This is a genomic window from Flavobacterium sp. (genome assembly GCF_028689845.1).
Taxonomy (GTDB): domain Bacteria; phylum Bacteroidota; class Bacteroidia; order Flavobacteriales; family Flavobacteriaceae; genus Flavobacterium.
Map to the genome: position 1 here is coordinate 1 of NZ_JAQVCH010000037.1, position 22,839 is coordinate 22,839.

The 22,839-nt window shown below is 34.3% G+C and carries 20 protein-coding genes; 5 read left to right on the forward strand and 15 right to left on the reverse strand.

The features are described 5' to 3' along the window. Positions 1–224: 224 nt before the first annotated feature. Complete coding sequence (locus tag PHR76_RS11580) at positions 225–587, forward strand: hypothetical protein (protein ID WP_300062731.1); 363 nt, start codon at positions 225–227, stop codon at positions 585–587. Between the two features lie 74 nt (positions 588–661). Here PHR76_RS11580 and PHR76_RS11585 read toward each other — a convergent pair whose 3' ends face one another. Continuing rightward, positions 662–1,852 carry a pyridoxal phosphate-dependent aminotransferase gene (locus PHR76_RS11585; RefSeq protein WP_300062734.1) on the reverse strand — a complete coding sequence of 397 codons (1,191 nt, stop codon included), beginning with the start codon at positions 1,850–1,852 and terminating at the stop codon, positions 662–664. Positions 1,853–1,968: 116 nt separating this feature from the next. Here PHR76_RS11585 and PHR76_RS11590 point away from each other — a divergent pair, with 116 nt between their 5' ends. Beyond that, complete coding sequence (locus PHR76_RS11590) at positions 1,969–3,279, forward strand: PDZ domain-containing protein (protein WP_300062737.1); 1,311 nt, start codon at positions 1,969–1,971, stop codon at positions 3,277–3,279. 40 nt (positions 3,280–3,319) lie between these two features. Here the strand turns inward: PHR76_RS11590 and PHR76_RS11595 are convergent, their stop codons facing one another. Then, positions 3,320–3,754, reverse strand: coding sequence for a DUF1573 domain-containing protein (locus PHR76_RS11595; protein ID WP_300062740.1), 435 nt, complete (start codon positions 3,752–3,754; stop codon positions 3,320–3,322). Positions 3,755–3,937: 183 nt separating this feature from the next. Between PHR76_RS11595 and PHR76_RS11600 the strand changes: the two genes are divergently transcribed. Beyond that, complete coding sequence (locus tag PHR76_RS11600) at positions 3,938–6,571, forward strand: valine--tRNA ligase (RefSeq protein ID WP_300062744.1); 2,634 nt, start codon at positions 3,938–3,940, stop codon at positions 6,569–6,571. Between the two features lie 60 nt (positions 6,572–6,631). On the opposite strand, the gene PHR76_RS11605 is transcribed toward PHR76_RS11600, so the two are convergent. From PHR76_RS11605 to rsfS, 8 genes are all read right to left on the reverse strand, one after another. Next, on the reverse strand, positions 6,632–7,144 hold the full coding sequence (locus PHR76_RS11605) for a hypothetical protein (RefSeq protein WP_300062747.1): 513 nt from the start codon (positions 7,142–7,144) through the stop codon (positions 6,632–6,634). 467 nt (positions 7,145–7,611) lie between these two features. Then, positions 7,612–8,388, reverse strand: a complete 777-nt coding sequence (locus PHR76_RS11610) for a superoxide dismutase (RefSeq protein WP_300062750.1) — start codon at positions 8,386–8,388, stop codon at positions 7,612–7,614. Between the two features lie 8 nt (positions 8,389–8,396). Beyond that, entirely contained in the window at positions 8,397–8,663 is a 267-nt protein-coding gene (locus PHR76_RS11615) for an acyl-CoA-binding protein (protein ID WP_300062753.1), read from the reverse strand. 3 nt (positions 8,664–8,666) lie between these two features. Continuing rightward, on the reverse strand, positions 8,667–9,317 hold the full coding sequence (locus tag PHR76_RS11620; protein ID WP_300062756.1) for a phosphatidylserine decarboxylase family protein: 651 nt from the start codon (positions 9,315–9,317) through the stop codon (positions 8,667–8,669). After that, entirely contained in the window at positions 9,307–10,113 is an 807-nt protein-coding gene (locus PHR76_RS11625; RefSeq protein WP_300062759.1) for a phosphatidate cytidylyltransferase, read from the reverse strand. Before PHR76_RS11625 ends, PHR76_RS11620 begins: the two co-directional genes overlap by 11 nt. Position 10,114: 1 nt before the next feature. Beyond that, positions 10,115–10,717 carry a lactate utilization protein B/C gene (locus PHR76_RS11630; protein ID WP_300062762.1) on the reverse strand — a complete coding sequence of 201 codons (603 nt, stop codon included), beginning with the start codon at positions 10,715–10,717 and terminating at the stop codon, positions 10,115–10,117. A gap of 128 nt (positions 10,718–10,845) precedes the next feature. Continuing rightward, a complete protein-coding gene (ftsH, locus tag PHR76_RS11635) occupies positions 10,846–12,798 on the reverse strand; it encodes an ATP-dependent zinc metalloprotease FtsH (RefSeq protein WP_300062765.1) in 1,953 nt (650 codons plus the stop codon). Positions 12,799–12,827: 29 nt separating this feature from the next. Further along, the gene (gene rsfS / locus PHR76_RS11640; protein ID WP_300062768.1) at positions 12,828–13,199 is read right to left on the reverse strand and encodes a ribosome silencing factor; all 372 of its coding nucleotides are present in this window, start codon (positions 13,197–13,199) and stop codon (positions 12,828–12,830) included. Positions 13,200–13,291: 92 nt separating this feature from the next. Between rsfS and PHR76_RS11645 the strand changes: the two genes are divergently transcribed. Further along, the gene (locus tag PHR76_RS11645; RefSeq protein ID WP_300062771.1) at positions 13,292–14,017 is read left to right on the forward strand and encodes a biotin--[acetyl-CoA-carboxylase] ligase; all 726 of its coding nucleotides are present in this window, start codon (positions 13,292–13,294) and stop codon (positions 14,015–14,017) included. A 52-nt stretch (positions 14,018–14,069) separates the two neighbouring features. Here PHR76_RS11645 and PHR76_RS11650 read toward each other — a convergent pair whose 3' ends face one another. From PHR76_RS11650 to PHR76_RS11670, 5 genes are all read right to left on the reverse strand, one after another. Beyond that, the gene (locus PHR76_RS11650) at positions 14,070–15,860 is read right to left on the reverse strand and encodes an acyl-CoA dehydrogenase family protein (protein WP_300062774.1); all 1,791 of its coding nucleotides are present in this window, start codon (positions 15,858–15,860) and stop codon (positions 14,070–14,072) included. A 138-nt stretch (positions 15,861–15,998) separates the two neighbouring features. Further along, complete coding sequence (locus tag PHR76_RS11655; protein ID WP_300062777.1) at positions 15,999–17,180, reverse strand: acetyl-CoA C-acyltransferase; 1,182 nt, start codon at positions 17,178–17,180, stop codon at positions 15,999–16,001. A gap of 91 nt (positions 17,181–17,271) precedes the next feature. Continuing rightward, positions 17,272–17,733: an IS200/IS605 family transposase gene (gene tnpA, locus PHR76_RS11660; protein ID WP_300062780.1), complete on the reverse strand. Its 462-nt coding sequence runs from the start codon at positions 17,731–17,733 to the stop codon at positions 17,272–17,274. 77 nt (positions 17,734–17,810) lie between these two features. Beyond that, positions 17,811–20,201 carry a 3-hydroxyacyl-CoA dehydrogenase/enoyl-CoA hydratase family protein gene (locus tag PHR76_RS11665; protein WP_300062783.1) on the reverse strand — a complete coding sequence of 797 codons (2,391 nt, stop codon included), beginning with the start codon at positions 20,199–20,201 and terminating at the stop codon, positions 17,811–17,813. 77 nt (positions 20,202–20,278) lie between these two features. After that, on the reverse strand, positions 20,279–20,719 hold the full coding sequence (locus PHR76_RS11670; protein ID WP_300062786.1) for a MarR family transcriptional regulator: 441 nt from the start codon (positions 20,717–20,719) through the stop codon (positions 20,279–20,281). 231 nt (positions 20,720–20,950) lie between these two features. Here PHR76_RS11670 and PHR76_RS11675 point away from each other — a divergent pair, with 231 nt between their 5' ends. Beyond that, positions 20,951–22,477: a SulP family inorganic anion transporter gene (locus tag PHR76_RS11675; protein WP_300062789.1), complete on the forward strand. Its 1,527-nt coding sequence runs from the start codon at positions 20,951–20,953 to the stop codon at positions 22,475–22,477. Positions 22,478–22,839: the final 362 nt, after the last annotated feature.

Consider the following 22,839-nt stretch of genomic DNA (forward strand, 5'->3'; position numbering starts at 1 on the left):
GTTTAGCGTTGAATATGAAGAGCAAGGAGACGCAAAAGTGTTTAGAGCACATTTTTCACTCAAACGATAAAAAAGAAAAAACTCCTGATGAAAGTCAGGAGTTTTTTTTATCGATAAACGACACGAGGTTCGACCTTTATCGTTTTTATTTCCATCTTAACGATTAAAATCGAATGTTGAAAAGGTAAAGTTTAGATTTACAACAGGTTATTAAAAACTACCTGATGAAAAAAATAATTTTAGCTCTATTCTTTAGTCTTTTTTTAATTGGATGTGATTCCGAAACGGTTGAATCCCCTAATCCGGAACAAGCAACTATTCCTAATTGGTTAATTGGAGAATATGAAGGGGTGCATACCCAAGAATTTCTTTTGATTACAAATGAGGCTATTTCTTTTAAAGTAGATCAGACCGTTTATCAATATGAATTGAATCAGCTAAAGCTTCAGGCTTCAGATGAAAACAGTATTACCTTCTATACGGGCTCAGCAACTTTATATTTTAATAAAACAACCTTAGCAACCGAAATTAATTTTCAGTTTAATGAATTGAATTTAGGCTGGTTTAGGAAACAAATTATTGAATAAATAACTTCAATAGTATGCAAAAAAAACACCTTTCAATTTTAACTTGAAAGGTGTTTTTAATTTATATAGATGGCTTAATTTGAATAAACTGCCAACGCTTCTTTCAAGATACGAACTGCTTTTATCAAATCTTCTTTCTTCAAAACATAAGCAATACGAACTTCATCTAAACCAACACCTGGAGTAGAATAAAAACCTGCTGCAGGAGCAACCATTACAGTCTCTCCATTAAAATCATAGGATTCTAAAAGCCATTGTGCAAAATGGTCTGCATTTTTCACGGGTAATTTAGCAATGCAATAAAAAGCACCTCTCGGATGTCCAACTTTTACACCTTCAATCTTATTTAACTCTTCAATTAAGGTGTCTCTACGGTCTTTATATTCTGTGATAACTTCATCAAAATAACTTTGTGGCGTGTCTAAAGCAGCTTCACTAGCAATTTGAGCAAAAGTGGGTGGGCTCAATCTTGCTTGTGCAAATTTCATTGCAGCACCCATTACTTCTTTGTTTTTAGAAACAATACAACCAATTCGAGCTCCACACATACTGTATCTTTTTGAAACGGAGTCAATCATAATGGCATGTTGCTCTAATCCAGGAACATTCATTACAGAATAATGTATTGCCTCATCATAAATAAATTCGCGGTACACTTCATCGGCAATTAAAAATAAATCATGTTTTTTAACCATTTCGGCTAATTGATAAATTTCTTCTTTAGAATATAAATAACCGGTTGGATTACCTGGATTACAAATTAAAATTGCTTTTGTTTTTGGAGTAATTAATTTTTCGAAATCAGCAATCGGTGGAAGTGCAAATCCATCATCAATTGTTGAAATAACTGGAACCACTTTAACACCAGATGCCGTTGAGAAACCATTGTAATTTGCATAAAACGGTTCAGGGATAATGATTTCATCATCCGTGTCCATCGTGCTTCCCATGGCAAATAATAAGGCTTCAGAGCCACCTGTCGTAATGATGATATCTTCAACATTGATTGGTAAACCATGCGTTTGATAATAGCTAGCTAATTTTTTTCGATAGCTCTCAAAACCAGCAGAGTGACTGTATTCTAACACCTCAAAAGTGAGGTTTTTAATTGAATTCATGGCCACTTCAGGCGTTTTAACATCGGGTTGGCCAATGTTCAAATGATATACTTTTGTTCCTCTCTTTTTAGCAATTTCTGCATAAGGAACTAATTTTCGTATAGGAGATTCAGGCATCTGTTGGCCTTTATTCGAAATTTTTGGCATGATAAATAAATTAGAATTGCAAATTTGCAACTTTTTTTATTCAGTCCCAATCTTTTGGCTTTAATTTAAATTTTAGAAAGCTTATTTTTTTGTATTTTTATTCTTTCTCTTAATATATGCGACTATTACTACTTCTTATTCTATATATTACGTACTCTATCAGCGGGTTTGGACAATCAGGATTTCAATATACTTCTAAAAAAAATAAAATAAAAATTCCGTTTCAATTAAAGAATAACTTACTCTTTATTCCGATGCACGTAAATGGCGTAGAGCTAACTTTTTTATTGGATACAGGTGTTGAAGAAACCATTTTGTTTAGTTTACAAGATAAAGAAGAAGTGGAATTTAATCAAGTAGAAACGATTAAACTGAAAGGTTTAGGAAATGCAGCTCCAATAGAAGGTTTAAAATCTTCGAGAAATAAAGTGGTTGTAACTCCTGATTTTATTGATTATAATCATTCAATCTATGTCTTACTAAATGAGGAAGTTAATATTTCTGCTGCGGTTGGAATTCCAGTAAATGGTATTATGGGATATGCCTTTTTTAAAGATTTCCCTATGAAAATTGACTATATCAATCAAGTAATTACCATTCATGAAAAAACGACACCAAAGGTAAATAGGAAATACAAAAAGTATAAAAAATTTCCTATCACACTCGAAAACAGTAAGCCCTATCTTGAAACAAATTTTAAAGTGGATACGATTCCATTTCATGCCAAATTATTAATTGATGTGGGAAATAGCGATGCCATTTGGTTATTTTCGAATTTAATGGATTCGTTCAAAATTCCAGCAAACAGTTTTAATGATTTATTGGGACATGGTTTTAGCGGCCCTATTTTTGGAGAAAGAGCAAAACTAGAAGATTTTTACTTTGATGATTTTAAATTTAACGAGCCTATTATTGCTTTTCCTGACTCGCTTTCTATTCAAAATGTAAAATTGGTTCCCAATCGAGTTGGTTCTATGGGAGCAGAAATTTTAAAACGGTTTAATCTTTTTATAGATTATAAAAATGCTGAATTTGGCTTTCAAAAAAACCGTCATTTTTCAAATCCTTTCCATTATAATATGAGTGGATTAGAAATTCATCACAGTGGATTGGCATGGATATCAGAAAAATTAAAAGTGAATGACCCCAACCTGTTAAAAACGGTTGCATCAATGGGTTTCTATTATAAGTTTGAACTGAAACCTGTTTTTGTCATTTCCAATGTGCGGGAAGGTTCGCCAGCAGCAGAAGTGGGATTGAAAAAAGACGATGTGGTTTTAACCCTTAATAAAAAAGAAGTACATACCTACACACTTGAAAATATCAATAATTTGCTCAAATCAGAAGAAGGAAAACATATTTCCATTGAAGTACAACGAGAAGAAAAAATCCTGAAATTTGAGTTTGTCTTAAAAAGTATTTTCTAAAAAAAAAAGCTCTTTCAACTGAAAGAGCTTTAAAATAGTGTTATTGTACTGGACCTACTTTTTTCTTTTCTAAAACGTTGACTTCTTCCCGTTCTAAAACTTCACCTTTAATTTTTAAATGAACGGTTCCGTTTTCATGATTCACTGCATTACTTTCAACGGTGATACTTTTGCGGATTGGCCCGGTCGCCATATTATATTTTACTTCAATTTTATCCGATTTTCCAGGCATGATAGGTTCTTTCGGTTTAGAAGGAACAGTACATCCACAAGTAGATTGCACATTTGTGATAATTAAAGGAGCATTTCCGGTATTGGTGAATTCAAATACGCGAACGCCATTGTCATTATCTTTGTAAACTTTACCATAATCGATGGTGTTGTCTTGAGCTTTAAATACAATTTTTGGTCCGTTTTGAGCAAATCCTACAAGGCTACTCAATAAAACAATTGCTACTACTAAATTTTTTTTCATGGTTTTGTGTTTTTGGGATTTGTAAAAATAATCACTTTTTATCAATATACAAATACAAATTTCATTTTTAATACTCTTTTGAAATCATTACTTTTGCATGGTATTGCAAAAAGTAGACCAAAATCGCTTTTTGGAGATTTATAAAGACAAATCACTCGTATTCTTAACTTTAACAGCTATTACATGTCAATTCCTGCACAATTTGATGCCAAACAAGCGGAGCAAAAATGGTATAACTATTGGATGAAAAACAACTATTTTCATTCAGAGCCAGACCATCGAACACCTTATACCATCGTTATTCCTCCGCCAAATGTCACTGGGGTTTTGCACATGGGACACATGTTAAACAATACCATTCAAGATGTTTTAATCCGACGAGCTCGTTTAAAAGGATTCAATGCCTGTTGGGTTCCTGGCACTGACCATGCTTCGATTGCTACCGAAGCTAAAGTGGTAGCAAAATTAAAAGCAGAAGGAATTAATAAAGCCGATTTGTCACGTGAAGAATTTTTAAAACATGCGTGGGATTGGACAGACAAACATGGTGGAATTATTTTAGAACAACTCAAACAATTAGGTTGTTCTTGTGATTGGGAGCGTACAAAATTTACAATGGATGACGATATGAGTGCCTCTGTTATTAAGTCTTTTGTCGATTTATATCGTAAAGGTCTAATTTATAGAGGTTTTCGAATGGTAAATTGGGATCCAGAAGCAAAAACAACACTGTCTGATGAAGAAGTTATTTATGAAGAACGTCAAGGTAAACTCTATTTTTTAAACTATAAAATTGAAGGTTCTTCTGATTTTGTAACGATTGCAACCACTCGTCCGGAAACTATTTTAGGCGATACCGCCATTTGTATCAATCCAAATGATGTTCGTTTTGCTCATCTAAAAGGAAAGAAAGCAATTGTGCCGATATGCAACCGTATTATTCCAATTATTTTTGATGAATATGTGGATATGGAGTTTGGAACGGGTTGTTTAAAAGTTACACCTGCTCATGATATGAATGACAAGGAATTAGGGAATCGTCACCAATTGGAAATCATTGACATTTTTAATGAAGACGCAACCTTAAATAGTTTTGGATTGCATTTTGAAGGTAAAGACCGATTTGTAGTACGGGAAGAAATTTCAAAAGAATTAGAAACTTTAGGGCATCTTGTTAAAGTTGAAAATCACTTAAATAAAGTTGGAACTTCCGAACGAACGAAAGCTGTTATTGAACCAAGATTATCTGACCAATGGTTCTTAAAAATGGAAGATTTGGTTAAACCGGCCTATAAAGCAGTTTTAGAAACGGAAGAAGTAAAATTATATCCCAACCGATTTAATAATACCTACAAACATTGGTTAGAAAATATCCGTGATTGGAATATTTCAAGACAATTGTGGTGGGGACAACAAATTCCAGCGTATTTCTATGGAGATGGGAAAGAAGATTTTGTAGTTGCAGAAAACATTGAAGAAGCATTAATTTTAGCACAGGAAAAGACTAACGACTTTCGACTTTCAACTAACGACTTAAAACAAGATGTGGATGCGTTAGACACTTGGTTTTCTTCTTGGTTATGGCCGATGGCTGTTTTTGGAGGAATTTTAGATCCTGAAAATAAAGATTTTAAGTATTATTATCCAACCAATGATTTGGTAACGGGTCCAGATATTTTATTTTTCTGGGTAGCTCGAATGGTCATTGCAGGTTATGAATATACGGGAGAAAAACCCTTTACGAATGTGTATTTAACCGGATTAGTGCGAGATAAACAACGACGCAAGATGTCAAAATCGTTAGGTAACTCGCCTGATCCGCTCGATTTAATTGAAAAATACGGAGCCGATGGGGTTCGCGTTGGTTTATTGTTAAGTGCTTCGGCTGGAAACGACATTATGTTTGATGAAGAGTTATGTAATAATGGAAAAGCATTCTCAAACAAAATATGGAATTCCTTTAAATTAATTAACGGATGGGAAGTAGACGAAAATTTAGCTCAACCAGAAAGTGCTGCGATTGCAATTGCTTGGTATGAAGCCAAATTAGAACAAACCTTAGCAGAAATTGATGATCAGTTTGAAAAATACCGTTTATCGGATGCGTTGATGGCCATCTATAAGCTGGTTTGGGATGATTTTTGTTCCTGGTTTTTAGAAATGATAAAACCGGGTTATCAGCAACCAATTGATAAAATTACCTATGCTAAAGCGATTGAAACACTTGAAACGAATTTAAAATTACTTCATCCTTTCATGCCGTTTTTAACGGAAGAAATTTGGCAACATTTGTCTGAACGAACAACAGCAGAAGCCTTGATTATTTCGAAATGGCCAACAATTAACGATACGAATTCGAAATTAGTAGCCGAATTTGAGTTTGCAAGCGAAGTGATTGCGGGTTTGCGAACTATCCGAAAAGAGAAAAATATTTCGTTTAAAGAAACGATTGAATTGAAAGTGATTAATCATGAAAAAGTGAGTTCCTCTTTTGATTCAATTATAACTAAATTAGGAAATGTTTCTAACTTAGAATATGTTTCTGAGCAAGTAAATGGAGCGTTAACATACCGTGTAAAATCAAATGAATACTTCATTCCGATTAGCGGTGCGATTAATGTAGAAGAAGAAATTGCTAAATTAAAAGAAGAATTAAAATATACTAATGGCTTTTTAAAATCGGTTCAATCAAAACTGGCAAATGAAAAGTTTGTGGCTGGAGCTCCAGTTTTGGTAATCGAAATGGAACGCAAAAAAGAAGCTGATGCTTTAGCTAAAATCGCCACGATTGAGCAAAGTTTGGCTAGTTTGAAGTAATATTCTATTTGAATACTATGATTAAAATAAAAAAAGGACAATCATACGATTGTCCTTTTTTTAATTTTTAAGTTTTTTGTACTGTCGAATCAACGTTTTTAGTTCACGATTAGAAGTTACATCAATATCTTTATCAGATAGCAAATGATTGAACTTGACATGAATTGAAAACCCTATTTTAGTCGATTCTTTTGTAAGATCATCGAGTTCACTTCTTAATATTCGTTTTTCTGATTCCATAATACCAAAACTTACAAATTTATCTTTGAAATCTCTTCTAAAAGTTGTGGTAGTAAAAGGGATAGAGTGTAACATTCGCATTTGTTGCACCGATTTTAAATCTAGTGATGCACTAATTTTATCTGCAATGTTTTGAAATTCTTTTTTATCAAAAGAACTCAAGTTATCCGTTAGAATAGACTCTTGTTTTTCACTACTTTTTTTATCAACTTTTTTGTCATTAGAAGTAGCTTTTACTGATTTGTTGGGTGTATCTGTATTCATGTAACCGCTTCCAAAACATTTTTTACATTTTGGATTTAAACCTTCGCAAGAACATATTTTAACTGTCATAATGTATTGTTTTCTTTCGTTTTATTCAGTAGTATAAAGGTTTTTCCAGAATCTATTTTATTTACTTTATAAAATCAGTCAAAGATACAAAAGCGAATGATATTATTTGTAAAACAATTGTAGTCTAAATTTAGTATGTTTTTTTTTAAATCCTTTAAAGAATTAAAATTTTCCAAAAACGTCTAAACCAAATAACGCAAAAACAGGTTGATACGTTTTGCTGCAGTAGTTATTTCTGCATTTAGAACGATGCGTATAGTCAAAAATATTGCTTTTAAAGAGGTTATCAATTTAAAAATAATCAACAACGAAAAAGTAGCGACAAATTTTGATACAATTGTTCTGAAAGTAGGAAATATTTAATATACATTACAGAAGCTTGGGAAGTATATAATAATACTGTTTACGCATACGCATAAAAAAAGTCCCAATACGATGGGACTTTTTTATGATTAAACTAGTTTAGCTTATTTTACTGTGGTTGCAGCTGTATATTTTTCGATTACTTTATCCCAATTAATCACGCTAAAGAAACCTTCTAAATAATCTTTGCGTTTGTTTTGGTGCTTTAAGTAATAGGCATGTTCCCAAACATCAGAATTTAAAATTGGTGTTCCAGAAATTCCTAACTTTGTCATTAACGGATTGTCTTGATTGGCGGTTGTAACGATGTTTAATTTTCCGGTTTTGTCTACTAAAAGCCAAACCCAACCCGAACCAAATTGTTTCATTCCCGCTTCAATAAACTGCGTTTTAAAATCAGCAAAGCTTCCAAAATCTTTCGTAATGGCATCAGCTAAAGCACCAGTAGGTTCGCCACCTTTATTTGCACCCATAATTTCCCAATAGAAGTTATGGTTATAATAACCACCAGCATTATTACGAACGGCTTTGTTTTCTAAATCTAATTTTTTGAAAATATCTTCAATTGACATAGCAGCCATATCTGTACCCGCAATTGCTTTGTTTAGATTATTGGCATATCCTAAATGGTGTTTGGAAAAATGAATCTCCATTGTTTTCGCATCGATATAAGGCTCTAATGCATCATAAGCATACGGTAACGGAACCATTTGAAAAGTTCCACCCTCGTCCACTTTTACATCGGCAGGATTTCCCATTTCAACAACAACTACTTCCGTTTCAGGAAGTGGAACTTCAACTACTTCGTCTAATTTTTTGCTGTTATTACAACCAATTAAAGTTGAAACAACAAAAGATAAAAGCAACACATTTTTTTTCATAAGATTATTTATTTGGTTAACAATGAGTTAATAATTTCGATATACTTTTCTTTGGCTTCGTCTTGTGAAATATGGCTAATTTGCATCCAAGCGTTTGTTTTAAATGCATTTCGAAGATCGTTTTCGCTCAGTTGTTTGTAGCCAATAGTGCCATGTGTGGCTTGTTTATAATAAGCATAAATTCGTAACATAATATCAGGCGGAAGTGTTTCCGTCATGTTAGATGCTCTTTCAAAAGCGTCTAGAAATCGTGTATTTAAATCATTTTCTGCCATTCATTATTTTTCGGCCACTACAGTTTCACCACCCTTTACAGTTTGGTTCAGCTGCACCTTTATTGAAGTTCCTAAAGGTAAATATAAATCTACACGAGAACCAAATTTTATAAATCCAGCATCAGTTCCTTGAACCACTTGCATTCCTTCTTCAGCATAATTTATAATACGTCGAGCTAAAGCACCTGCAATTTGACGGTATAAAATTTCGCCAAAGTTTTTGTTTTCTATCACAACAGTCGTTCGTTCATTTTCTGTACTCGCTTTTGGATGCCAAGCAACCAAATATTTTCCAGGATGGTATTTGCTAAAATTAATCTTTCCATTTACAGCATATCGAGTGACATGCACATTGATGGGCGACATAAAAATAGAAACTTGTAAACGTTTATCTTTAAAATATTCGGGTTCATAAACCTCTTCTATCACCACTACTTTTCCATCTACAGGAGCAATCACTGTTTGGTCACTAATTGGCGTTTTCCGTTTTGGATTTCGGAAAAATTGAAGGATTAAAATCAAAAAGATTAATCCAATAATTTGAATAACCATCCGTAACCAACTGATGTCAATAAATTCGTCTGCCAATAAAATCCATGCGGTTGCTACAATGGTGGCAATTAAAATAATTTTAGCTCCTTCTTTATGAAACATAGTTTAAAATTTGATAAAACAAAAATATAAAAGGCGATACAAAAATAATACTATCCAAACGGTCTAACACGCCTCCATGACCGGGCATGATTTTTCCGCTGTCTTTAACCTTAGCGATTCGTTTAAATTTTGATTGAACTAAATCGCCTAGTGTTGCAAATATACTAACTAAAATCGCGATTCCAATCCAAATTGAAATATTCGATGTTTCTATAAAATACTTTGCTAAAAGAATACTAGCAATTAGTGTAAATATAAAACCGCCAAAAAATCCTTCAATGGTTTTTTTGGGAGAAATTCGTTCAAATAATTTATGTTTTCCAAAATTCTTACCAACCAAGTAGGCAAAGGTGTCATTGGTCCAAATCAATATAAAAATACCAATTAATATTTTGGGATTGTAACCTGCAATTCCGATGGGAATTTTGGTAATAATGATAAAAGGCAAGATGATATAGCCAATTACATAAATCCATTTTTCAAGTAGATGAAATTGTCTTTCTTTTTTTGAAAATAAAAAAACCAACAAATATAAACAAACGATTACGCTGATTAAAGTTAAAACAACATCCCAAATTGGATTAAATGTTTGTTTATCAATCCCTATATAAGCGGTTAACGCGAATAGGAGTGGAGCTAAAAAGTGAAGCTTGACTAATTTACAGAATTCTAATACGGCCATCGCCAAGAAGAGGCCAAACAAAATATGAAAAGTTGTGTTTGAATAAAATAAGCAGGTTAATAGAAGTAAAATATAAACCGCTCCGGACAATGCTCTTGTAAGCGTTTCATTCATTTTAAAGATCTTCTAAAAGCAGTAAGTAGAGGTTTTTAGCCGAACTTCCATATTGGAGAAAGTCTTCTTCTTTTGCTTTTTCGAAATATTTAATTGTGGTAATATTCGTTGGATATTGATTTGTATAACGTTTTTTAATTTCTTTTAGGCCATCACTTAAACTTCCAGAAATCTGACTAGTTGTTGCAAAAATGATAATGTTTGCGGGTAATTCATGTGGTTTAAACTGTTTTATTTGATTGGAAGTCAAAAAAACAGAACCTTCATTGGCAATTAGATTTTCACAACTTGCAAAAAGAAAAGAGGGTGATTCTGGTTTGTCAAATTTAATTTTGTTGTCCTCTAAAAAATGATATAGCTTTGGTTCATAGCACAGGGCTTGTTTTTCAAACCAATCATTTTCTTCTAAAATATTTTCAAATTGTTCTTTAATTTCTTCTAAGTTTTCACAGTACAAGAATTTGCCACCATTTTTTTTAAAATTGATGGTGAACAGTTCGTCAACTGGAATTTTGTTTTCCGGATTAAAAGGACTAGCTTCTTTCTCTTTATTATCTTCTGAAGCATCGTTGCCGGAACGAAAAAACTTTTTAAAAAGACTCATACTTTCTCAAAAATTGTACAATTTGTGATAGAAATCGTTCAAAGATAAAAAAAACTCAATTCAAAAGTCAATTTGAATTAAGTTTTTTCTGTTTTTTATCAAAAAGAATTCACAGTGCTCTCAGAGAGTTATTCCCCTACAGAAACGTGTGTCTCATCTCCAAAGGCTCTTTTACCAAAAATGAGTTCTAAATCATCTTTAAATATGACTTCTTTTTCGATTAATATATCTGCTAATTGAATTAGTTTATCTTTATTTTCTTCTAATAATTTAATTGCTCGTTGGTATTGACTCTCAATAAGATCTGAGATTTCTTTATCTATGGTAACGGCAGTTTGTTCAGAATAAGGTTTAGAAAAACTATATTCATTTTGTCCTGAAGAATCGTAATAAGTAACATTTCCTATTTTCTCATTCAAGCCATAAACAGTAACCATTGCTCTAGCTTGTTTAGTAACTTTTTCTAAATCGCTCAATGCTCCCGTAGAAATTCTGTTGAAAATCACTTTTTCAGCAGCACGTCCACCCATCGTTGCACACATTTCATCAAGCATTTGGTCTGGTCGAACAATTAATCGCTCTTCTGGCAAATACCATGCAGCACCTAGACTCTGTCCGCGAGGAACAATAGTTACTTTAACTAATGGAGCAGCGTGTTCTAACATCCAACTAACCGTAGCGTGACCTGCTTCATGCGTTGCAATGGCACGTTTTTCTTCTGGGGTAACAATTTTATTTTTCTTTTCTAATCCACCTACAATACGGTCTACAGCATCCAAGAAATCTTGTTTGCCAACTGCTTTTTTATCTTTTCTAGCAGCAATTAAAGCCGCTTCATTACATACATTAGCAATATCAGCACCAGAAAAACCAGGTGTTTGCTTAGCTAAAAAGTCGGTATCTAATCCTTCTTCTTTTTTCAAAGGGGCTAAATGCACTTCAAAAATTTCTTTACGTTCTCTAATATCTGGTAAATCCACATAAATTTGTCTGTCAAAACGACCAGCTCTCAATAACGCTTTGTCAAGAACATCTGCTCTATTGGTAGCTGCTAACACAATCACATTGGAATTAGTTCCAAAACCATCCATTTCCGTTAGCAATTGATTTAGCGTGTTTTCACGTTCATCATTAGAACCTGACATATTATTTTTACCTCTAGCTCGACCCACGGCGTCAATTTCATCAATAAAGATGATAGCCGGCGATTTATCTTTGGCCTGTTTGAATAGATCACGTACCCGTGAAGCTCCAACACCCACAAACATTTCTACGAAATCTGAACCTGATAAAGAGAAAAAAGGTACTTTTGCTTCGCCAGCAACAGCTTTTGCTAACAATGTTTTTCCTGTTCCTGGAGGACCAACAAGTAAGGCTCCTTTGGGTATTTTTCCGCCTAAAGAGGTGTATTTTTCAGGGTTTTTAAGAAAATCTACTATTTCTTGTACTTCTTCTTTCGCTCCTTCTAATCCAGCAACATCTTTAAAAGAGATTTTTATATCCGTCTTTTCATCAAAAAGTTTGGCTCTAGATTTTCCGATATTAAAAATTTGTCCGCTTCCGCCACCAGCTCCACCGCCAGACATTCGACGCATAATGACTATCCAAATCACAACAATTAGAATAATTGGTAAAAGGTTGAATAAAATTCCTGACCAATTGCTTTTTACTAAGTAATTATAATCGGCTAACTTATTGTCCTTTTTTGCTAATTCGAGCTTTTCTTGAAAGATTTTACCATCCGCAATATTTGGCAAAAGGTAATTTGCTCCTGTATTTTCACGTCCTAAAACATCTTTCGTTACATCTTTGTGTTTAGCGTCTTTTAAAGCTTCTTTGGTTAAATAAATTTCAGCTTCACTGATGTTTTCCCCTTTATTGTAAACTAAAACTTTTTCAATTTCTCCTTTTTCAAGGTAGTCATTAAATTTAGAGATAGTCAGTTTTCCAGGTTCTTGAAACGAACTTCCACCAGAAATAACACTGATAAATATAAAAATCCCAGCTACTATGAAATAGAGTAGCCAAGGGTTAAATTTAAATTTATTCGAATTGGGACTAGAATTATTGTCTTTTGCCATTATTGTCTTCTTCTTTTTTAAGCAATTTTTTAATTTTTATTTGGGATAGTCGTGATTTTTGCATCACCCCACAAGCCTTCTATATTATAAAATTCACGGACATGTTTTTGAAAAACATGCACCACAATGTCTACATAATCCATTAAAACCCACTCGGCATTATCAGAGCCTTCCACATGCCATGGTTTATCCTTTAATTCCTTTGAAACGATTTTTTGAACAGAGTTGACAATTGCGTTTACTTGAGTATTTGAATTTCCGTTACAAATTATAAAATAATCACAAACTGTATTTTCTATCTCTCGTAAATCTAGTATATCGATGTCGCTACCTTTAACTTCTTCAATTCCTTTAATGATGTTAACTAATAACTCATCTTTATTAATTTTTTTATTCGCCATGTAGTATTTTATAATTTTCGCAAAGTTATCAATTTTTGTGTTTATTTTTGATGCTTAACACAAGTTTAATCAATTGTTTTTAATATTATCCAATGCATATAATCAAACTGAGTGCCATATCTTCTACAAACGACTATTTAAAGCAACTAAATGGGCAACAAGTGGTATCAAATTTTACTGTAGTTTCAACCAATCGACAAGAAAAGGGTAAGGGGCAAATGGGGACTTTTTGGGAGTCAGAAGAGGGTAAGAACCTGACGTTTAGTATTTTATTAAGAGATTTGATTCTGGATGTGAAACAATTGTACACCTTAAATATTCTAGTTTCCATTGCAATTGTTGAAGTTTTAGAAAAGTATAAAATTCCGAAATTGACAGTTAAATGGCCAAACGACATTATGTCAGGTCAGTTCAAGTTAGGCGGAATTTTAATTGAAAACAATTTTAAATCGGATGGAGAAGTGATTTCTATAGTTGGAATTGGACTAAATGTTAACCAATTAATTTTTAAAAATGCACCACAAGCCATTTCGTTAAAAAAGATTTCAGGCATAGAATATCAACTTGATATTTTATTGTTGGAAATTTGTATTTCTATTCAACAAAGCCTTGCAACTTTACATCGGCAAGAAGAGAAAATTTGGAATAATTATCATCAACATCTATATCGAAAAGGAATTCCAACCGCTTTTGAACGAGCTAACGGACATCGATTTATGGGGATTATTCAAAAAGTTTCCAAAGAGGGTTTATTGCATGTTTTGCTTGAAGATGATTCTATTGAAGCCTTTGATGTGAAAGAATTGCGAATGCTATAAGTAAAAAGCCACGTAATTTTACGTGGCTTCTTATAAAATATATACAAATTAATTAAAAGCAATAGTTGTTTTCTGCAACCAATTTGCTCGTAATAGTTTCTCTTAATCCAACAATATTAGGCATATTGGTATATTTTGTAAATCGGCGTAATCCCATTAACATCATGCGTTGTTCGTCACCTTCTGCAAAAGAAATAATGCTTTCTTTTCCTTTTTGTGCAACAATATCAACCGCTTTGTATAAGTACAATTTGGCCATTGCTACTTGTTCTTTTGCTTGTTCTTCACCTACTTTTTTAGCCAATTTTTCGGTTCTTAATACCGTGCTTTCCGCCATGTATATTTCGATTAACATATCGGCAGCAGCCATTAATAATTGTTGGTGTGCATCTAAATCCATTCCGTATTTTTGAACCGCAGCACCTGCAACCATTAGGAATGCTTTTTTCAATTTGCCAATTATTTCTTTTTCCTCTGCAAATAATTCAGAATAATCAGGTGTTTCAAACGATGGAATACCCATTAATTCTTCTTGTACTTTTTGTGCAGGACCAAGTAAATCGACGTGACCTTTCATTGCTTTTTTAATCAACATTCCTACAGATAACATTCTGTTGATTTCGTTTGTTCCTTCATAAATACGAGCAATACGAGCATCTCTCCAAGCACTTTCCATGGGTGTGTCTTCTGAGAATCCCATTCCGCCATAAATTTGAATCCCTTCATCGGCACAATTTTGTACATCTTCTGAAACGGCAACTTTTAAAATAGAACATTCAATTGCAAATTCTTCTACGCCTTTTAATTCAGCTTCTTGATGCGTAGCACCTTCTGCTTCACGTCGTTTAATTCGGTTTTCAATATCTTTTGCAGCACGATAAGTGGCACTTTCTCCTGCATAAGCAGAAGTTGCCATTTCGGCTAATTTGTAACGAATTGCTCCAAAACTAGAAATAGGAACATTAAATTGAATACGTTCGTTGGCATAATTTATCGCTTGTGAAGTAACTCGTCGTTGTGCGTCTAAACAGGCGGCTGCCAATTTAATCCGACCCACGTTCAAGGCATTCATTGCAATTTTAAACCCTTCACCACGACCAGCCAACATATTTTCTACAGGAACTTTAGTCTCATTGAAAAAAACTTGACGGGTAGAAGAGGCACGAATTCCTAATTTATGTTCTTCTTCGTTCATCGTGATACCATTGGATGCATCATTTTCTACAATAAAACCAGTGATGTTTTTATCATCTCCAAGACGAGCAAAAACGATGAAAAGCGAACAAAATCCAGCATTGGAAATCCACATTTTTTGTCCTGTGATGTTATAAAATTTACCATCATCTGAAAGAACTGCTTTTGTTTTTCCAGAATTAGCATCTGATCCAGCACCTGGTTCAGTTAAACAATACGCTCCAAACCATTCGCCAGTAGCTAATTTAGGCACATATTTTTGTTTTTGTTCTTCTGTTCCGTAAAGCGTAATTGGCATTGTTCCAATTCCGGTGTGAGCTCCAAAAGCTGTTGAAAACGAACCGGTTGCACCCGAAATGTAATCGCATACTAAACAAGTATCCACGAATCCCATTCCCATTCCGCCATAAGCCTCCGGAACAGCAACACTTAAAAATCCCATATCTCCAGCTTTACGCATCATTTCTTCGGTAAAAGCATAATCCTTTGCTTCAAAACGGTTTTTGTTTGGCCAAATTTCTTTGTTTACAAATTCTTGTACTGAATCACGCATCATGATTTGTTCTTCCGAAAAATCTTCGGGTGTGAATACGTTTTCGCATTTAGTTTCCTTGACTAAAAACTGTCCGCCTCTTGTGATATCTTCCATTTTTTATATTTTTTTGGTTGTCTATTTAGCAATTTTATTTACAATCTTGTCATTCCAACGAAGGAGGAATCTCAATAATTTATTCCTCACTAATGGGATTCCTCCTTCGTCGGAATGACAAAAAAGAGGAAGTTCTAACTAAAGCAATTCGTATATTCCCGCAGTTCCTTGTCCAGTTCCCACACACATCGTAACCATTCCGTATTTGTTTCCTCTTCGCTTCATTTCATCAAATAATTGAACAGAAAGTTTTGCTCCTGTACAACCTAGCGGATGTCCTAACGCAATAGCTCCACCATTGACATTGATAATTTCTGGATTTAAATCTAGTTCGCGAATAACAGCAAGAGATTGAGAAGCGAACGCTTCGTTTAATTCAATTAAATCAATGTCTTTTAATGTTAATCCCGCTTGTTTTAAAGCTTTAGGAATAGCTTTTACAGGGCCAATTCCCATAATTCGAGGCTCAACTCCTGCCGAAGCAAAATTGACTAATCGGGCAATAGGAGTGATGCCTAATTCTTTAACTAATTCTTCACTCATAATCATCACGAACGCAGCTCCGTCACTCATTTGTGAAGAATTTCCGGCTGTAACACTACCACCATCAGCAAAAACAGGTCGCAAACCAGCTAATGCTTCTTTACTGGTTGCGGCTCGTGGCCCTTCGTCTTTAGTTTCGATATAACTTTTAGTTTCTTTTTTTCCATTTTCATTGATAAACGTTTGTTCTACTGTAATAGGAACAATCTGTTGATCAAATTTGCCCTCTGCCTGAGCTTTTAACGCTTTTTGATGCGAATGAAAAGCAAATTCATCTTGGTCTTCTCGAGAAATTTTAAATTGATGGGCTACCGCTTCTGCCGTTAAACCCATTCCCCAATAGTAATCTTCATTTCCTGCTTTAGCAACAGCATAATCAGGGGTTGGTTTGTATCCACCCATCGGAATAAAACTCATGCTTTCCGCTCCACCGGCAATAATACAATCGGCCATTCCTGATTGGATTTTGGCTGTAGCCATTCCGATAGTTTCTAAGCCAGAGGCACAATAGCGATTCACCGTTACACCTGGGACATCGGTTACTTTTAATCCCATTAAGGAAATTAAGCGACCCATATTTAAACCTTGTTCTGCTTCGGGCATGGCATTTCCAACCATCACATCATCAATTCTTTTCTTGTCGAAATCGGGTAACTCATTCATTAAATAGTGAATGGTTTCTGCGGCTAATTCGTCAGGTCTTTTAAACCTAAATACTCCTTTTGGTGCTTTACCAACAGCCGTTCTGTATGCTTTTACTATATATGCAGTCTTCATAATTTTTTTATTTTTTTATTACCTCGTAGAGGTAAACAGTTACTAGATTTTTACGTTTATTTTATAAAGCTCCGTAGGAGCGACCTGTTAATTATTCAATCCAATCAAAAACATATTTTATATCATATTCGATTTCAAATTTCTCTAAAAAATCTAAATATTCCTCTTTGAATGTTCTTTTCTGATGGTGCTCTTCTTGATTTAATATATATTTTACAACTGTGTCTAAATTGCTTTTAGAATATGAAAATGCTCCGAAACCTTCTTGCCAATTGAATTTACCATTCATCCATCTTTTATCATTGATAAACTTTGATGAACCTGCTTTTACATCTCTCACTAAATCTGAAATCGAAATGCTTGGTTTTATCCCAACCAAAACATGAACATGATCTGGCATAGCGAATATGGCTAATAACTTCTGACCCCTGTTGGATACTATACCAGTAATGAATTTATGCAATTCTTCACGATTTTCTTCTTTAATTAGATTTTGCCTTCCTTGAACGGTAAAAACAATTTGAATATAAATTTGTGAATAGGTATTTGGCATATTAATAGGTCGCTCCTCTGGAGCTTATTTTCTATTTCTATCAATCAATTCTACAAACAGTTGACCTCTACGAGGTTCTAATTTCTCAATGGTTTTCCTTTCGTTAACATAAATTGAATTCGTTCCAACGTCTTTCTCTCTGTACAAAGCGATAAAAATGCTTCTCGTTCAATATCTAATAAATATTGCTCACTCACCAATGTCGGTTCTGATAAATCACCGCCAGCCATTACATAAGCTAGTTTGTTTGCAATCTTGCGATCGTGTTCCGAGATATATTTCCCTGCTTGCATTTGGTCAGTTCCCACTAAGAACATTCCCAGGGCTTGTTTTCCTAAAACTTTAATATCGGTTCGTTGAATAGGTTGTGTATAACCTTGTTCGGCCATTTGCATGGCAATTTGTTTTGCTGTTGCAATTTGACGGTCTTTGTTGACCACTACGATATCTTTACCTTTTTGAAGAATTCCCAAATCAAACGCTTCATAGGCGGAAGTAGCTACTTTTGCCATTCCGATGGTTAAGAAATGTTCTTGCAATACATTCAATTCCACGTCATTTTTACGATATAAATCCGAAGCACGAACGGTCATTTCTTTAGAACCACCGCCACCAGGAATCACACCTACACCAAACTCAACTAAACCAATATAAGTTTCGGCAGCAGCCACCACACGGTCGGCATGCATTGTCATTTCACATCCGCCTCCTAACGTCATGCCGTGTGGAGCAACGACAACAGGAATAGCAGAATATCGACATCGCATCATCGTATCTTGAAACATTTTAATTGCCATATTTAACTCGTCGTATTCTTGCTCAACAGCCATCATAAAAATCATTCCGATATTAGCTCCCACAGAAAAATTGCTAGCTTGATTACCAATCACTAAACCGCTGTATTCTTTCTCGGCCATATCGATGGCTTTATTAATGCCTTGCAATACACCACCACCGATGGTGTTCATTTTAGAATGAAATTCTAGATTCAAAATTCCATCGCCTAAATGTGTAATGGAAGCATCGGCATTGCCCCAAACTTTGTGGCTTTCGCGAATGTTATTTAAGATGATAAAGGCATCTTGACCTGGTACTTTTTCTTGTGATTTTGAAGGAATACTATAATAATAGGTCGCTCCGTTTTTCACACTATAAAAAGAAGAATTTCCAGAAGCAAGCATTTCGTTAACCCAAGCAGCAGGTTCATGACCTTCGGCTTTCATTAATTCGATACCTTTAGCTACTCCGATGGCGTCCCATATTTCAAATGGACCGTTTTCCCAACCGAAACCTGCTTTCATAGCATCGTCAATTTTGTATAATTCGTCTGATATTTCAGGAATTCTATTGGAAACATAAGCAAACATTGCCGAGAAATTCTTTCTGTAGAATTCGCCTGCTTTGTCTTTTCCTTTTACTAAAACTTTGAATCTATCTATTGGCTTATCAATTGTTTTTGTTAATTCTAAGGTGGCAAACGAAGCTTTTTTAGAAGCTCTGTATTCCATCGTATCTAAATCTAAAACCAAAATATCTTTGCCAACCTTTTTATAAAATCCCTGACCTGTTTTACTACCCAACCATTTGTTTTCCATCATTGTATTAATAAACGAAGGGAGTTTAAACAAATCGTGGGCTTCATCATTCGGACAGTTTTGTTCAATTCCGTTGGCAACATGAACTAAGGTATCTAAACCAACCACATCAACCGTTCTAAAGGTTGCCGATTTTGGACGACCAATTACTGGACCAGTTAATTTATCTACTTCTTCAATCGTTAAGCCCATTTCTTTCACTTGGTGAAACAAACTCATAATACCAAAAATTCCGATTCGATTTCCGATGAATGCAGGCGTATCTTTAGCAACTACCGAAGTTTTTCCTAAAAATTTTTCGCCATAACCATTTAAAAAGGAAAGTACCTCTGGCGTTGTTTTTGGCCCCGGAATAATTTCAAATAATTTTAAGTAACGAGCTGGATTGAAGAAATGTGTTCCGCAAAAATGTTGTTGAAAATCATCGCTTCGTCCTTCGCTCATATAATGAATTGGAATTCCAGAGGTATTAGAAGTAACTAACGTTCCTGGCTTTCTATATTTATTGACTTGTTCAAAAACGATTTTTTTGATATCCAATCGTTCCACTACTACTTCAATAATCCAATCGACCGAAGCAATTTTTTGCATATCGTCCGTGGTGTTTCCAGTTGTGATACGGTTGGCGAATTTCTGATTATAAATAGGCGAAGGATTTGATTTTAAAGAAGCAGCTAGGCTTTCATTTACCAATCGGTTTCGAACAACTTTACTCTCTAAGGTCAATCCCTTTTTTTCTTCTGCAGCCGTTAACGCATTTGGAATAATATCTAATAAAAGTACTTCTACGCCAATATTGGCAAAATGACATGCTATTCCAGAACCCATGATTCCAGAACCGATAACTGCCACTTTTTTAATTAATCTTTTCATATATATAGGTTGTTTTTAATCTGATGATGAAAATAGTCAGCCCATTTTATCATCCTTATTTTTGTTTGTAAAAAAGCTTACATTTCACTGAATACTTTCTTTTCATTAATTAATTCATTAATCACATCGGCTACTTCCATAAAATTGAGTAATTTTTCATCAGGAATATGTTTTCGAACGGTTTCATTAAATTTGATAACCGTATTTCTTGATAATTCTCTTTTTTCTTTTCCTAATTCAGTCAAGTAAATGAGTACACCGCGACCATCATCTGGATTTTTTTTACGGATAATTAATCCCTTTTCTTCCAATGTTTTTAGGGTTCGGGTTAAACTGGTTGGTTCCATCCCCATTCGATTACTTATATAGGTAGAAGGTGTGCCGTCTTCTTTATCAATACTTAACAAAGCAAAACCAATAGCCATAGAACCTTCATATTTTGAAGCTTCTTCGTTATACATGCGAGCAACAGCTTGCCAAGTAGCCCTTAGTATATAATCTATTGTTTTTTCTTTCATAATTTACGCAAACGTTTTCAAAGATAACAAAAATATATTATGCACGCATACTATTTTTGATAATTTAACATTTCGCTTTCAAGTTCTATTTTTTTTGAAAAGGATTGAATTTCTAATTAGGAACGAGGCTAATTCAATCAAGTAATCCTTTTTTTTTATTTTTCATACCTTTGCCCCCTTTTCAAAATAAAGATAGGCTTAGTAAACTTCCTATACTTTTTAAAACAAACCATGACAAACTATTTCAATTTCTTCGATTTAAAACAAAAAGTTAATTATAAAACAGAAATTCTATCCGGTTTAACCGTTGCCATGGCCTTAGTTCCAGAAGCAATTGCTTTTGCTTTTATGGCTGATTTATCACCTTTGGTAGGTTTGTATGCTGCTTTTTCGATGGGATTAATTACTTCTATTTTTGGAGGCCGACCCGGAATGATTTCTGGAGCAACCGGTGCAGTTGCGGTTGTAATAGTTGCTTTAGCCAAAACGCATGGGGTAGAATATATTTTTGCCACGGTTATCTTAGCAGGCTTAATTCAAATGACGGCTGGCTTTTTAAAGTTAGGAAAGTTCATTCGATTAGTGCCGCAACCCGTGATGTTTGGATTTGTAAACGGATTGGCCATCGTCATTTTTATGTCGCAAATCGTTCAATTTAAAGTCCTTGATCAATCGTCTTGGCTAAGTGGTTCTCCACTATGGACAATGGTTGGTTTGGTTTTGCTCACTATGGTTATAATTTGGGGATTGCCTAAATTGACTAAAGCGGTTCCTGCTTCATTAGTTGCTATTTTAACCGTATTTGCTTTGGTTGCTTTATTTGATATTAGCACCACCACAGTTGGTGATTTGGCTTCAATCAAAGGAACTTTTCCGCCGTTTCATATTCCGATGGTACCGCTTAACTTTGAAATGTTAACCGTTATTTTTCCGTATGCCTTAATTGTGGCAGGAGTAGGGTTAATTGAAAGTTTGCTGACTTTAAATTTAGTGGATGAAATTACAGAAACCAAAGGGCGAAGTAATAAAGAAGCCGTAGCTCAAGGATTAGCCAATGTAGTAACCGGTTTTTTCTCCGGAATGGGCGGATGTGCCATGATTGGACAGAGTTTGATTAATATTTCAAACGGAGCGAGGGCTCGTCTTTCGGGAATTGTTGCTTCGCTGATGTTATTGATTTTTATTATGTACGGAAGTAGTTTAATTGAGCAAGTCCCCATGGCTGCTTTAACGGGATTAATGATAATGGTAGCCATTGGTACGTTTGAATGGGCAACCCTTCGAATGGTGAATAAAATGCCAAAACATGATATTTTTATTGGTATTGTTGTGATTGTAATTACCGTTTTATTACACAATTTGGCCTTGGCGGTTTTAATAGGGGTTATTATTTCTGCTTTGGTTTTTGCATGGGAAAGTGCCAAACGCATTCGAGCCAAAAAATACCTTGATGCGAGCGGAAAGAAGCATTATGAAATTTATGGCCCGCTTTTCTTTGGGTCGACGACTGCTTTTGCAGAAAAATTTGACGTACTAAACGATCCACCAGAAGTTATTATCGATTTTAAAGAAAGTAAAATTGCCGACATGAGTGCGATTGATGCCGTGAATAAAATCACAGGACGGTATGCAAAAGTGAATAAAAAAGTGCATTTACGTCATTTAAGTGCCGATTGCCGCCAGTTACTTCAAAATGCAGATAAAATTATTGAGGTAAACATTATAGAAGATCCTACTTATAAAGTAGCGGAGGATTAAGTTGCTGAGTTGTTGAGTAGGTGAGGGGCAGATATTTTTTTAGTTTTTTAGTTTCCCATCTCCACGGGAATTGAAATTTTAGTTTTTTGTTTTTTTTGATTTCTTGATAATGTTATTGTGTAATTGTTTTTTATATTTGGAAAGCAAACCTGATAAAAGGAATTGTTGGTAGTGGGGTACTTGAATAATAACTGTGAGAATTCAAAAAAGTGTATAAAGTTGTGTATATTTACTAGTTATATGATACCCTTGAGCTACACAAACCGCTGAAAAAAACATACAATAAAAATCAAAATTTTTCGTTTCTTTGAATAATGAAAAGTACATTAAAAATATTTATCTTTTTTTATTACTCATTGGGA